The organism is Allobosea sp., from assembly GCF_017308015.1.
In the GTDB taxonomy this organism is placed as follows: domain Bacteria; phylum Pseudomonadota; class Alphaproteobacteria; order Rhizobiales; family Beijerinckiaceae; genus Allobosea.
Map to the genome: position 1 here is coordinate 1 of NZ_JAFKFW010000012.1, position 12,890 is coordinate 12,890.

Here is a 12,890-nt window from a genome sequence, read left to right on the forward strand (position 1 = left end):
CCGGTGAGGTTCCAGTCGGCATCGGTCTCGACGGCGCGCAGGAAATCGTCGGTCAGCGAGACCGAGTTGTTCGAGTTCTGGCCGGAGACGGTGAGATAGGCGTCGGAATCCCAGTCGGTATCATAGGTGTCGAAGGAGATGTCCTTGTAGCCCTGCTTGGCGAACTGGATGACGCGCTTGATGTAGTTGTCCGGCACAAGCGCCTTGCGGGCGAGCTTGATCTCGCGCTTGAGGGCCGGGTTCTGCTCGGGATCGAAGCAGGAATCGCCGTCGCCTTCGCAGTTCACGCAGGCCTTGAGCACGGCCTTCATATGCTTCTTGACGGTCTTGGAGCCGGTGACGAGAGCGGCGACCTTCTGCTCCTCCTTCACCTTCCAGTCGATATAGGCCTCGATATCGGGGTGGTCGGCATCGACCACGACCATCTTGGCGGCGCGGCGGGTGGTGCCGCCCGACTTGATCGCGCCGGCGGCGCGGTCGCCGATCTTGAGGAAGGACATCAGGCCCGAGGACTTGCCGCCGCCGGCGAGCTTCTCGCCTTCGCCGCGCAGCATCGAGAAGTTCGAGCCGGTGCCGGAGCCATACTTGAACAGGCGGGCTTCACGGACCCAGAGGTCCATGATGCCGCCCTCGTTGACGAGGTCGTCCTGCACGCCCTGAATGAAGCAGGCATGCGGCTGCGGATGCTCGTAGCTCGACTTCGACTTCACCAGCTTGCCGGTCTTGAAGTCGACGTAGAAATGGCCCTGGCTGGGGCCGTCGATGCCGTAGGCCCAGTGCAGGCCGGTGTTGAACCATTGCGGCGAGTTCGGCGCGACGCGCTGGGTGGCGAGCATGAAGCGGAGCTCGTCATGGAAGGCAGCCGCATCCTCCTCCGAGGTGAAGTAGCCACCCTTCCAGCCCCAGTAGGTCCAGCAGCCGGCGAGGCGGTCGAAGACCTGCTTGGAGGAAATCTCGGAGCCGTAGCGCTCGCCCTCGGGCAGCTCGGCGAGAGCGGCCTCGTCGGCGACCGAACGCCAGAGGAAGGAGGGGACGTCGTTCTCCTCGAACTTCTTCAGGCGCGCCGGTACGCCGGCCTTGCGGAAATACTTCTGCGCCAGCACGTCGCTGGCGACCTGCGACCACGCCTCGGGAACTTCGATGCCTTCCAGCCGGAAGACGACGGAGCCGTCCGGGTTCTTGATCTCGCTGACGGCCGATCGGAACGGAATCGCGGAATAGGGCGACTGTCCGGCGGTGGTGTAGCGGCGCTCGATGCGCATGATCTTCGTCCCTTGATCTGCCGCGGACTCGCTTCGCAAGCCCGCGCGGCCGGTTGATCACCGGCTCCTGATGTCAGCCCAAACTCGGTTCGATGCCGGGATCATCGCGCGTCCTTTCGGACGCGATCACGATGATCCCACCAACGCAGGAGCATCGGATTCATCCAAAAAGTGGCTTCCACTTTTTGGTCCGATGCTCTGGGTCCCGGCGATGTGGCCCCGCCGATGATCCCGGACGCGCCCAAAATGCCCGCGCAAATCCGTTCGCTTCCGCTGTTGGCGGCGGATGCGGCGGCAGGCCCGGAACACACTGGGAAACTAGGGTTTCGCAGTCATCCAGAGGGGGTGCCGCCGGCCGTCATGCGATGATCAAAATCTAGTGCAGATACCCATCGGGCGTCAAGGAATAGTGTCCCCCGATCCCTGTGGACACGACATCTGGTAGAGAAGTGTGTGTTATGGGGATAAGTTGCAAGGCCCCCGCTAAGCCTCGGAAATCGCCGGAGAATCGGATGCGCCTCGACAAGATTGCCACAGTGCCGGATGAAGCGCAGTCCTTAAAATCCCCGCTATTCATAGTTGACGGGAGATGAAACCGGTCCGCCGGGAGCCTGCTGCCAGCACCGCTTTCAAAGGCTCCCGGAAGTGACTGATCCCGGACGGTTTCCCCCGAGAAGGGCGTTATCGCGACCATTCGAATCGGGGCCGAATCGTGGCGGGCGACTTGCAGCGCGCAGATTCAGCGATCCGCTTAAAGTAACGTTAGATCGGACCGGTTATGCAGGCTGGAGCGTGATCCCTCCGAGACAACCATGCGCCGTCATGCCCTCTGTCTGCTCACTCTGATCCTGGCCGGCTGCAACGACAGAGAGCCGCTCGCGCCGGCCTTCGAGGGAGAATGGGCATCCCGCCGGATGGGTTGCCACGGAGCGCCAAGGATCACCATCAACAAGAGCGGTATTTCGGCCCCCGGAATGCCAGTGAACAGGTTGAGCTTCACGAAGGCGTCCGTTTCCGGTTCCACGGCGCATGTCGTCATGGAGCTGAGCGCCAGCGCGCGGCTGATGGCCGGCTCGCGTGATCCCGGGAAGCCACGGTACGAGCTGGATCCGCGCGGGATCGAAGTTCTGGCGACGCTCATCGCCTCGGGCCGGCTCGTCAACGCGACCAACGTCATGGTCCGGGACAAGCAGACCCGCCAGCTCAGGGCCGTCCCGCCCGACGTTATCGCCGTCATGAGCCTGATGCGCTGCGACCACGGCGAAACATCGCGCGGTTTCAGCACGGTCGGCCCATCGCGGGCTGGACAGTAGGCGGTGCCGGAGCCATAAGTCGCGCAATTGTTTTGCACTGCGCGCACGGACTGAGGACGATGAAGGACTGGCTGCTGCAGATCTTCACCTGGTGGAACGGCCAGACAATCGGGACGCGTTTCCACACTTGGCGCCATGGCGAGCGGGTGGGCGAGGACGAGTTCGGCAATGTCTATTACCGCACCAAGGGCGGGGTGAAGGACAAGGCGCTCGGCTTCCAGCGCCGCTGGGTGATCTACAAGGGCGATACGGAAGCCTCCAAAGTGCCCCCGGGCTGGAACGGCTGGCTGCACCACACCGTCGATGTCGCGCCTTCCGAGGAAAGCTATCAGCCGCGCGAGTGGCAGCAGCCGCACCAGCAGAACTGGACCGGCACGGCGCTGGCCTATCGCCCGCAAGGCTCGACGCTTGCCGAAGGCGAACGCCCGGCCGCGACCGGCGACTACGAGGCCTGGACGCCGGGCCGCTGAGCGGGGTTTCAAGACGCGTCACGAAATGCCGGGCCGCTCCTTTCGGGGCGGCCTTTTTGCTACAGGCAGGGTACCGGCCGCCCAACCCAGCGCGTTTCAGGCGCGGCGCCCTTTTTCCGCTCCCTTTACCGTGTTACTGCGCGCCGTCGCGGTCCTTCCGCGCTGTCGAAGAGATTCGCGCCAGCATGCCGTTCCTGTTCCGCCTTTCGACCCTGGCCTGCCTCGCCACGAGCGCGGCCGCGCTGCTCGCCGCGACGGGCCCGGCTCAGGCCGATCGCATCCGCAACCCGACCGCGGTCTTCGCCGGGCTCGACAAGATCACCGGCCGTATCATCTCCTTCGAGGTGGCGATCGACGAGACCGTGCAGTTCGGCGCCCTCCAGCTCACACCGCGGGTCTGCTGGACGCGGCCGCCGACGGAGGCGCCGCAGACCGACGCCTTCGTCGAGGTCGACGAAGTCACGGTCAAGAACGAGTACCGGCGCATCTTCACCGGATGGATGTATGCGGCGAGTCCCGGCCTGCACGGTGTCGAACACGCGATCTACGATGCCTGGCTGACCGACTGCAAAGGTGGCACCGAGCTCGTCGTCGATCCGAAGGAGCCAGAAGCGCCGCCGGTCGAGGATCCGCGCCGGCCGCGCAACCCCAATCCTCCGCCCCCCGGACAGCAACCCGCTGCACCGCCGCCGGGTGGACGCATCGATATCGAACCGCCGCGCGGCGTGCCGGTGCAGCCGCAGCGGCCGAGCCAGCGCTTTTTCCCGACCAATCCCTCTCCCGGCCGCGATCCTTATATGGGCGGCAACTGACCGTCGCCGACTAGGGCAAGGCGCTCATATCCAGGCGAGCACCTCGCGGCCGCTGATCGGCTTGAGCGTCGGCGACGCCTGCCAGTCCCCCTGGTGCCGCATCGCCTCGCCAAGCAGGCTGCGATAGCTGTCGCGCGGGATCTCGATCGTGCCGAACTGGGCGAGATGGCCGGTCTGGAACTGCGTATCCAGCAGGTGATAGCCGCCGCGCCTGAGGCGGGCGACGAGATGGACCAGCGCGACCTTCGAGGCGTCGGTCTCGCGGTGGAACATGCTCTCGCCGAAGAAGGCCCCGCCCAGCGAAAGCCCGTAGAGCCCGCCGACCAGCCGGCCCTCGCGCCAGCATTCCACGGTATGGGCGTGGCCGAGCGCGAAGAGTTCGCTGAAAATCTCGCGGATGCGGCGGTTGATCCAGGTTTCGGCCCGGTCCGGCCTGGCCTCGGCGCAGGCTGCGATGACGGCATCGAAGGCGGTGTCGACCCTGATTTCGAAGCGATCCGAGCGCACGGTGCGGGCGAGACGCGCCGAAAGGTGGAAGCGGTCGAGCGGGATGATGCCGCGCAATTCCGGCTCGACCCAGAACAGTCCGGGATCGTCGGCGCTCTCCGCCATCGGGAAGATGCCGGCGGCATAGGCGCGCAGCATGATCTCCGGCGTGATCGCGGGGGTGCGGACGGGCACGGAACGAGCCTTCATGACCGGATGGGAGCGTGTGCTGCGTTGCGTGTCAAACGGAAGCGGCAGAGTTCGCTGCGGGCCTAAGCCATCATTCCGGATCGCCGGCGCCGTGGCTTCAGACATCGCCTGAAGCCACGGCTGCAAAAGCCTGGCGGATCAGCCTTCCGTGGCGACGTCGCCCGGCGCTTCGTCGCCGGTCTCGCCGTCCTCGCCACCTTCGCCGTCGTCGTTGATGCACTCCACCGAGACGACCTTCTCGTCCTTGGCGGTGTTGAACACCGTCACGCCCTGCGTCGAGCGCCCGGCGATGCGGATGCGATTATCCGGGCCGGCATCGACCGGCACGCGGATGAGCTGGCCGCCATCGGTGACGAGCATGAGCTGATCGCTATCCAGCGCCGGGAAGGAGGCGACGAGCTTGCCGTTGCGGTCGTTGACGACCATCGCGACGATACCCTTGCCGCCGCGCCCGGTGACCCGGTACTCGAAGGACGAAGTGCGCTTGCCGTAGCCGCGTTCCGAGACGGTCAGGATGAATTGCTCGGCCGCGCCCATGGCGGCGTATTTCTCCTGGCCGAGCTCGATATCGCCGGCGCTCTCCTCGGCATCGGCCTCGACCGCTGCCGGAGCCTCACTGCCTTCCTCGGTCTCGCCGGTCAGCGCCCTGCGGGCGGCTGCAGCACGCTTCAGATAGGCGGCGCGCTCATCCGGCGTGGCGTCCAGGTGATGCAGGATCGCGAGCGAGATCACCTTGTCGCCCTTGGCCAGGTTGATGCCGCGCACGCCGGTCGAATCGCGGCCCTTGAAGACGCGCACCTCAGGCACGGCGAAGCGGATGCACTGGCCGTCGGCGGTGGTCAGCAGCACGTCGTCGTTCTCGGTGCAGATCTGCACGTCGACGATATGGTCGCCCTCGTCGAGCTTCATCGCGATCTTGCCGGCGCGGTTGACGTTGACGAAGTCGGAGAGCTTGTTGCGGCGCACGCCGCCAGACGCGGTGGCGAACATCACGTCCAGCGTCTCCCAGCTCGCCTCATCCTCCGGCAGCGGCATGATCGTGGTGATGCGCTCGCCGGCCTCGATCGGCAGCATATTGACCAGCGCCTTGCCGCGGGCGTTCGGCGCCGAGAGCGGCAGGCGCCAGACCTTCTCCTTGTAGACCTGGCCTTCCGAGGAGAAGAACAGCACCGGGGTATGGGTGCTCGCGACGAAGAGGCGCGCGACGAAATCCTCGTCCTTGGTCGCCATGCCGGAGCGGCCCTTGCCGCCGCGGCGCTGCGCCCGATAGGTCGAGAGCGGCACGCGCTTGATATAGCCGCCATGGCTGACGGTGACGACCATGTCCTCGCGGGCGATCAGGTCCTCGTCGTCGAGGTCCGAGCCCCAGTCCTGGATCTCGGTGCGGCGCGGCGTGGCGAAAGCGGCCTTCACCTCGGCGAGTTCGGCCTTGACGATCGACTGGATGCGGGCGCGCGAGCGCAGGATGTCGAGATAATCCGCGATCTCCTTGGCGAGCTTTTCCAGCTCGTCGCCGATCTCGTCGCGGCCCAGGGCCGTGAGGCGCGAGAGGCGCAGTTCGAGGATCGCCTTGGCCTGTGCGTCCGAGAGCCGGTAGGTTCCGTCCGCGTTCATCGGATGGCGCGGATCGTCGACCAGCGCGATCAGCGGGGCGATATCGTCAGCCGGCCAGTCGCGCGCCATCAGGGCTTCATGCGCGGCGGCAGGCGTCGGCGCGGTGCGGATCAGGCGGATGACCTCGTCGATATTGGCGACGGCGGTCGCAAGGCCGCAGAGTACATGGGCGCGCTCGCGGGCCTTGTTCAACAGGTAGCGCGTGCGCCGCGAGACGACGAGCTCACGGAACTCGACGAAGGCGGTGATGAAGTCCTTGAGGTTGAGGACCTCCGGACGGCCGCCGTTCAATGCGACCATGTTGGCGCCGAAGGAGGTCTGCAGCGGGGTGAAACGGTAGAGCTGGTTCAGCACGACGTCAGCGACGGCGTCGCGCTTGATCTCGATGACGACGCGCACGCCTTCGCGGCTGGATTCGTCGCGCAGGTCGGAGATGCCCTCGATGCGCTTCTCGCGCACGAGATCGGCGATCTTCTCGACCATCGTCGCCTTGTTCACCTGATAGGGAATCTCGGTGACGACGATCGCCTCGCGCTCCTTGCGGAGCTCCTCGATATGCGTCTTCGAGCGCATCACGATCGAGCCGCGGCCGGTGTGATAGGCCGAATGGATGCCGCTGCGGCCCATGATCGAGGCGCCGGTCGGGAAATCCGGGCCGGGGACGATCTCGATCAGGTCGTCGATCGAGAGTTCGGGATCATCGATATAGGCGACGCAGGCGTCGATGACCTCGCCGAGGTTATGCGGCGGGATGTTGGTGGCCATGCCGACCGCGATGCCGCCGGCGCCGTTGACGAGGAGGTTCGGATAGCGCGCCGGCAGGACCGTCGGCTCATGCTCCTTGCCGTCGTAGTTCGGCTGGAAATCGACCGTGTCGAGATCGAGGTCCTCGAGCAGCGGCATTGCCGCCTTGTCGAGGCGGGCCTCGGTGTAACGATCGGCGGCGGCTGAATCGCCGTCCATCGAGCCGAAATTACCCTGGCCGTCGATCAGGGGCAGACGCAGCGAGAAGTCCTGCGCCATGCGCACCAGCGCGTCATAGACCGCGAGATTGCCGTGCGGATGGTATTTACCCATCGTGTCGCCGACGATGCGGGCGCATTTGGTATAGGGCCGTTCGGGCACGTTCTTGTTCTCGTGCATCGAGAACAGGATGCGGCGGTGGACCGGCTTCAGGCCGTCGCGGACATCGGGCAGAGCGCGGCTCACGATCACGCTCATGGCGTAATCGAGATAGCTCTTCTTCATCTCGTCGGTGATCGCGATCGGCTTGATGTCGCCGCCGAAGTCCGGGGCTTCGTCGCGCTTGTCGTCGGTATCGTCGCTCAAGGAGAAATGTCCCGATTCCTGCTGGTTTTTCAGCCTTCTGGCTAGCCGATTCCGGCCGCGGACGCCAGCGAAAGCGGGCGCTGTCCAAGCAAAAATTATTACAATGAATACAGTATCTTATGGGCCGTTTCGGGATGCCTTTCGCCGCGTTGCCATATTCCGGCCTTTCTTGGTGCGTGACGGCGGGCTTTCGGCGTGCTGATGTGGCGCCATGTTCGTCGAATTCGCCACCGCTGCTCTCGTCACCATGCTGGTGACGCTCGACCCGCCGGGGCTTGCGCCGATCTTTCTGTCGCTCACGCGGGGGATGTCGGAAAGCGAGCGGAAACAGGTCGCGATCCGCGCCTCGATCATCGCCTTCTGCATCATGGCTTTCTTCGCCGTGGCAGGCGACATCGTCCTGAAGGCGCTCGGCGTTTCGCTGCCGGCCTTCCGCATCGCCGGCGGGCTCCTGCTGTTCTGGATCGCTTTCGAGATGGTGTTCGAGCGCCGGACCGAGCGCAAACAGCAGACGGCGGATACCGCGATCACCCAGGATCACATCCGCAATGTCGCGGCCTTTCCGCTGGCGATCCCGCTGATGGCGGGGCCCGGCGCGCTGACCGCGATGATCCTGCTCGCCGGCCGGGCCCAAGGCGATCCGCTGCTGCTGATCACGCTCGCGGTGATCTGCGGGCTGGTGGTGTTGTCCTGCCTTGCCGTCTTCCTGACAGCGACGCCGATCGCGAAGCTGCTGGGCGTCACCGGCAACATCGTGCTGACGCGCCTGCTCGGAGTCATCCTGGCGGCCCTCGCCGTGCAGTTCGTGATCGACGGGATCAAGGCCGCGGTGCAGGCGGGGTAGGGGGCAATATGCTTCCGAGACCGAGGCGGTTCCGGGAGCGGCGGACGCTCGCCGGACTTGTGGTCTCAGAACGGGCGGCTTGCGCATTGCATAAGTAGATGCTTATGTGTTGCCATGATCGAGAACGAGATCTTCAAGGCGCTGGCGGATCCGACGCGGCGCGCCATCCTCGACAAGCTGGCGGCAGGCAGCACGAACGCCACTGCACTGCGCGAGGGCATCGCGATCAGCCAGCCTGCGATGTCGCAGCATCTCTCAGTTTTGCGCGGTGCCGGCCTCGTTCGCGAGGAGCGGCAGGGCCGCTTCGTGAATTACCGGGTCGATCCTGAAGGACTGGCGCTGGTCGCGCGATGGCTGACGAAATACCGCGCCTTCTGGCCAGAGCGGATCGACGATCTCAGGGCCTTGCTCAGGGAGATGGACCAATGAGCGGCGAGGACAGCGAGGCGGCGGCCGATCCTCTTGTCTTCGAATTCCGGTTCGCGGAGCCGCCCGAGAAGCTCTGGCGTGCGCTCAGCACACCCGGCCTGCGCGAGCACTGGCTACCCGACGCGGAACTGGCCGATGCCGAGCCGAGCATCGTCACACCGGGGAAGGCGCTGCGCTATCGCATGCGCGACAGCGAGGCGCCCTTTCTCGAAAGCGTGGTCACGTTCCGCATTAGCGCCAGCGAGGCCGGCGGAAGCTGTCTGCATGTGATCCATGAACTGACCGATCGCCGTGTCGGACTGGATTTGGTTCCAGCAAACAGCAATGGCCCGCCGCTGATGCGCGCCGCTGCCTGAGACGACGCAAAACCATCATCCTGCTTTCTCGAAACCCTGGAGTTCGCCGATGCGCGAAGCGATGCAACTCGTCCCTATGGTCGTCGAGCAGTCGAGCCGCGGGGAGCGCTCGTTCGACATCTACTCGCGACTGCTGCGCGAGCGGATCATCTTCCTCAACGGAGAGGTCAACGACGCGACGAGCGCGCTGGTCTGTGCGCAGCTCCTGTTTCTGGAGGCGGAGAACCCGAAGAAGCCGATCCATCTCTACATCAACTCGCCGGGCGGCGTGGTGACCAGCGGCTTCGCGATGTACGACACGATGCGCTACATCCGCTCGCCGGTACATACTTTGTGCATGGGTACGGCGCGCTCGATGGGCTCGTTTCTGCTCATGGCCGGAGAGCCGGGCGAGCGCGGGGCACTGCCCAATGCCAGCCTGCACGTCCATCAGCCACTCGGCGGCTTCCAGGGGCAGGCTTCCGATATCATGATCCATGCGGAGGAGATGCGGCAGACCAAGCATCGCCTGACCCGGCTCTATGCCGAGCATTGTGGCCGCAGCTACGAAGAGGTCGAGCGGTCGCTCGACCGCGACCGCTTCATGACCCCGGAAGAGGCCCTGGAATGGGGCTTGATCGACCGGATCGTCCACCGGATGGACGGTCCGGTCGCAGCGTGAGCGGCCGGCCGCTACTTGCCTATTTCTCCAGGAATTCCCGGATTGCGCCTTCTGCCTGCTTCATCGACATCACGCCGTCGAGATGGCCGCGCGAGCCGTCGATCGTGGCGTGGGTGATGTCGCGCCCGGCGGCCTTCGCCGCCATTACCGTGGTCGCGACCATGTCTGGCGTGAAGACGAGGTCCTTCGGCTGGGTGATCAGCAGCATCGGCGCCTTGATCTTGGCCATGCCGTCCGCGAGCGAGGTGCCGCCTGCGGCGAAGAGCTGGTTCGCCTTGACCAGATAGAGGAAGTGGTTGGCGTCGGAGAGCCTGGCGCGGGCCATGCCGGCATTGTCGAGCACGCTCTGGACCTGGAACTTGTTGGCGAGCGCCTTGCCGGGCTCCTCGCCGTTTTTGGCCGGGCGGCGGCCGAAGGTGGCGTTGGCCCAGTCCTGGTGATTGGCCTGCAGGGTCACGGCGGTCAGTGCCTTGGCGAGGCCGGCCAGAGGCGGCGTCTTGCCGTAATAGTCGCCGTTGCTCCAGTTGGGATCGACGAGGATGGGTGCGGCCCAGACGTCGAGCCAGGCGATCAGCATCGCATCGGCTTCGCCGGCGCCGATCACCGGCATGGCCTTGGCGACCATCTCGGGATGGCTCGCCGCCCATTCGAAGGTCTGGAGCGAACCCATCGAGGGGCCTGCGACCAGCGCGAGCTTCCTGATCCCGAGACTCTCGACCAACGCCTTCTGGACCTCGACGAAATCGCGGACCGTGACGATGGGAAAGTCGAGCCCGTAAGGCTTGCCGGTATCGGGATTGGTCGAGGCCGGGCCGGTGGTGGTGGTGTTGGGATCGCCGGTGTTGAGGTTGACCAGCGTGTCCGAGGACAGGACGAAATAGGTGTTCGTGTCGATCGCCTTGCCGGGGCCGATGATTGCGTCCCAATAGCCCGGGGCCGCATCGTCGGCCGCGTATTTGCCGGCGGCGTGCGAATTGCCGGAGAAGAAATGGCAGATCAGCACGGCGTTGGATCTGTCGTCGTTCAGCGTGCCATAGCTCTCCCAGCCGACGCGGACATCCTTCAGCGTGCGGCCGCTCTGCGTGGTGAAGCTCGGAAGCTCGAAGACCTTCTTCTCGACTGTCATATCCTGCGCATCGGCCATGCCTGCCGTCATCCATCCTGCGAGCGCAAGCGCGCCCGTGATCCACATCTTCCTCGCCGCATCCTTTCCGCTGCCGCAACGAGACCCGGCGGCATCGGAGCGGATTCCCGGAACATCGGCAACCCGGGCAGCTATCGGGTGAGCAGCGTGGGCATGAGGGAAGCGCCGGCAGGGCTGAGGAAAGCCTCGCTCGCGACATCGAAGGCCGGAGCGTCGACAGGTCCCTTGAGCAGGAAGGGGAGCTTCAGGGCGCCGCTGGAGGAGGCGAGCAGTCCCGTCATGTCGAGGGTGCGGGGGCGCAGCGCGGCGCTGCCGGCGAGATTGAAGCGGTAGTTTGCGCCATTCATCTGCGCCTCGGTCAAGGCGAGCAGGCCGCCGGCGATCCCGGCATTGGCGCTGATGGTCTCGTAGGGTGTCTTGCCCTGCCGCCAGTCGCGCAGTGCCTGGACCGGGCTGCGCTCGGCCCGGCGGATCAACTCCCCGAAGGCGATGCCGCCGATCTCGCCCTGCCGGGCGGCCAGGTTGATGCGGCCGGTGAGCGACCCCAGCAACTCGTCGAAGGTGCGGCCGACGCCGTCGAGAGCAAGCTGGAGGCTGCCGGTGCCGCTCAGCCGCGCCAGTTGCGGCAGGTCGGAAGCCGCTTGGCCGAGATTGACCTTGTCGAGCCCGGCCTGAAGCTTGATGTCGACGCCGGCCGGGGTGGCGACCGCGAGAAGACGGCTCTTGACGCTGCCACCATAGGCGCCGGCGCGGAGCAGCCCGGTCTCGAAACGCCCCTTCTTGACCAGCAGATAGGTCGCGACATCGTCGAGCCTGGCCCCTTTCAGCCGGGCGGCATCGACGGAAATGCGCAGGTCGATGTCGCGCGCGCTCCAGGCATCGAGATCGAAAGGCGCCGTATCCGCGGCATCGACCGCCGGGATCGGCAGGCGATCGACGATGCGGCCAAGATCGAGCGCGGCGCCCGCGAGCGTGCCCGACAGCGCAAGGCGCCCGCCGGTCTCCGCCAGCTTGATCGCGCCATCCAGACGCTCGCCATCCAGATTGACGATGGCGTTGCTGAATGAGACCTCGCGTGGCTTCATCTGAATATCGGCCGAGACCGCGACGGCACCGAGCGCCGATCCCAGACGCGATTCCTCGCCGAACCAGCCGAGCAGCTTCGGGAGCGAAGGGGTCGAAAGCACGAGCGGGCCGCTTATCACCGGCTCGCCGGGGCCGGAGCGGGTGCCTTCGAAGCGCAGCTTCAACAGCGATGACGTCGCCGAAAGCGCCGCCTTGGCGTTGCCGCCGACCATCGGCCAGAGCAGGTTCACCTCGGTCGGAACGCCGCGCCAGTTCAGCGAGCCGGACAGGGCGAGCGGTTCGTTCAGTTCGCGCTCGTCGATGACGAGGTCGAGATTGCGCACGACGCTCTGGATGGCGCCATTCGCCCGCAGGAAGACCGAGCCAGCGCTGATGACGATCTTGCTCTGGCTTTGCAGCCGTTCGAATTCGGCGAGAGCGGGGCTGAGCCATTCGGTGACGCCGTCGCTTCCGGGCAGGACGGCGACGTCGATCCGGGGGGCGATGAGATCGACCCGGTCGAAGCCGAGGCGCCCGCCGAGCAGCGGCAGAAGGCGCAGATGCGCCTTGACGCGGACGGCCTCGCCGGCAAGCGCGCCGTCTCGCTGGGTAAAGGAGACCTGGGACAGGCTGATGCGCGGCAGGGGGAGCAGAGCGATCTCGGCCCGCCCGATCGTCTTGACGAGGAAGCCGGTCCGCTCCTCGATCGCCTTGATCGCGCTACGCTGGACGCGCCCGAGCGCGACGTCCCAGGACTGCGAACCGAGCAGGCCGATGGCGACGACGAGGCTGAAAGCGATGATCGCAGCGCGTCTGGTCATGGACTTCCGAATCGGCACCGGGCCGAAAGTCAGCCAGCCCCCTGGCGGGACAGGGTTTAGGCCCATGCGGGGGG

11 protein-coding genes and 1 pseudogene are annotated in these 12,890 nt (G+C 65.8%); 7 read left to right on the top strand and 5 right to left on the bottom strand.

The features are described from left to right. A pseudogene (locus tag J0I42_RS11700) lies at positions 1-1,262 on the bottom strand (vitamin B12-dependent ribonucleotide reductase); the annotation flags it as partial. 1,037 nt (positions 1,263-2,299) lie between these two features. Between J0I42_RS11700 and J0I42_RS11705 the strand changes: the two are divergent. The 3 genes from J0I42_RS11705 to J0I42_RS11715 all read left to right on the top strand — a co-directional run bounded on the left by J0I42_RS11705 (position 2,300) and on the right by J0I42_RS11715 (position 3,857). Then, positions 2,300-2,575: a hypothetical protein gene (locus J0I42_RS11705; RefSeq protein ID WP_291655010.1), complete on the top strand. Its 276-nt coding sequence runs from the start codon at positions 2,300-2,302 to the stop codon at positions 2,573-2,575. 59 nt (positions 2,576-2,634) lie between these two features. Continuing rightward, positions 2,635-3,045 carry an NADH:ubiquinone oxidoreductase subunit NDUFA12 gene (locus tag J0I42_RS11710; protein ID WP_291655011.1) on the top strand — a complete coding sequence of 137 codons (411 nt, stop codon included), beginning with the start codon at positions 2,635-2,637 and terminating at the stop codon, positions 3,043-3,045. Between the two features lie 185 nt (positions 3,046-3,230). Further along, entirely contained in the window at positions 3,231-3,857 is a 627-nt protein-coding gene (locus J0I42_RS11715; RefSeq protein ID WP_291655012.1) for a DUF2155 domain-containing protein, read from the top strand. A 24-nt stretch (positions 3,858-3,881) separates the two neighbouring features. Here the strand turns inward: J0I42_RS11715 and aat are convergent, their stop codons facing one another. Next, positions 3,882-4,553, bottom strand: a complete 672-nt coding sequence (gene aat / locus J0I42_RS11720; protein ID WP_291655013.1) for a leucyl/phenylalanyl-tRNA--protein transferase — start codon at positions 4,551-4,553, stop codon at positions 3,882-3,884. A gap of 138 nt (positions 4,554-4,691) precedes the next feature. After that, the gene (gene gyrA, locus J0I42_RS11725; protein ID WP_291655014.1) at positions 4,692-7,496 is read right to left on the bottom strand and encodes a DNA gyrase subunit A; all 2,805 of its coding nucleotides are present in this window, start codon (positions 7,494-7,496) and stop codon (positions 4,692-4,694) included. Between the two features lie 211 nt (positions 7,497-7,707). On the opposite strand from gyrA, the gene J0I42_RS11730 reads away from it, so the two are divergent. The 4 genes from J0I42_RS11730 (at position 7,708) to J0I42_RS11745 (ending at position 9,786) form a co-directional block, all read left to right on the top strand. Further along, positions 7,708-8,340 (top strand): MarC family protein, encoded by a 633-nt coding sequence (locus J0I42_RS11730; protein ID WP_291655015.1) that lies wholly within the window; start codon positions 7,708-7,710, stop codon positions 8,338-8,340. A gap of 114 nt (positions 8,341-8,454) precedes the next feature. Continuing rightward, positions 8,455-8,769 carry an ArsR/SmtB family transcription factor gene (locus J0I42_RS11735; RefSeq protein WP_291655016.1) on the top strand — a complete coding sequence of 105 codons (315 nt, stop codon included), beginning with the start codon at positions 8,455-8,457 and terminating at the stop codon, positions 8,767-8,769. Further along, a complete protein-coding gene (locus J0I42_RS11740; RefSeq protein ID WP_291655017.1) occupies positions 8,766-9,125 on the top strand; it encodes an SRPBCC family protein in 360 nt (119 codons plus the stop codon). The genes J0I42_RS11735 and J0I42_RS11740 overlap by 4 nt, the downstream gene beginning before the upstream one ends. Positions 9,126-9,174: 49 nt before the next feature. Continuing rightward, complete coding sequence (locus tag J0I42_RS11745) at positions 9,175-9,786, top strand: ATP-dependent Clp protease proteolytic subunit (RefSeq protein ID WP_291655018.1); 612 nt, start codon at positions 9,175-9,177, stop codon at positions 9,784-9,786. Positions 9,787-9,805: 19 nt separating this feature from the next. Here J0I42_RS11745 and J0I42_RS11750 read toward each other — a convergent pair whose 3' ends face one another. Further along, positions 9,806-10,978, bottom strand: a complete 1,173-nt coding sequence (locus tag J0I42_RS11750; RefSeq protein WP_291655019.1) for an E22 family MetX-like putative esterase — start codon at positions 10,976-10,978, stop codon at positions 9,806-9,808. Positions 10,979-11,061: 83 nt separating this feature from the next. Then, positions 11,062-12,816: an AsmA family protein gene (locus tag J0I42_RS11755; RefSeq protein ID WP_291655020.1), complete on the bottom strand. Its 1,755-nt coding sequence runs from the start codon at positions 12,814-12,816 to the stop codon at positions 11,062-11,064. Positions 12,817-12,890: the final 74 nt, after the last annotated feature.

Excerpts from the sequence above, each read along its gene's own strand:
- J0I42_RS11705 (WP_291655010.1), top strand. The coding sequence starts at position 2,300 with ATGGAGCTGAGCGCCAGCGCGCGGCTGATGGCCGGCTCGCGTGATCCC.
- J0I42_RS11710 (WP_291655011.1), top strand. The coding sequence starts at position 2,635 with ATGAAGGACTGGCTGCTGCAGATCTTCACCTGGTGGAACGGCCAGACA.
- J0I42_RS11715 (WP_291655012.1), top strand. The coding sequence starts at position 3,231 with ATGCCGTTCCTGTTCCGCCTTTCGACCCTGGCCTGCCTCGCCACGAGC.
- aat (WP_291655013.1), bottom strand. The coding sequence starts at position 4,553 with ATGAAGGCTCGTTCCGTGCCCGTCCGCACCCCCGCGATCACGCCGGAG.
- J0I42_RS11730 (WP_291655015.1), top strand. The coding sequence starts at position 7,708 with ATGTTCGTCGAATTCGCCACCGCTGCTCTCGTCACCATGCTGGTGACG.
- J0I42_RS11735 (WP_291655016.1), top strand. The coding sequence starts at position 8,455 with ATGATCGAGAACGAGATCTTCAAGGCGCTGGCGGATCCGACGCGGCGC.
- J0I42_RS11740 (WP_291655017.1), top strand. The coding sequence starts at position 8,766 with ATGAGCGGCGAGGACAGCGAGGCGGCGGCCGATCCTCTTGTCTTCGAA.
- J0I42_RS11745 (WP_291655018.1), top strand. The coding sequence starts at position 9,175 with ATGCGCGAAGCGATGCAACTCGTCCCTATGGTCGTCGAGCAGTCGAGC.
- J0I42_RS11750 (WP_291655019.1), bottom strand. The coding sequence starts at position 10,978 with ATGTGGATCACGGGCGCGCTTGCGCTCGCAGGATGGATGACGGCAGGC.
- J0I42_RS11755 (WP_291655020.1), bottom strand. The coding sequence starts at position 12,816 with ATGACCAGACGCGCTGCGATCATCGCTTTCAGCCTCGTCGTCGCCATC.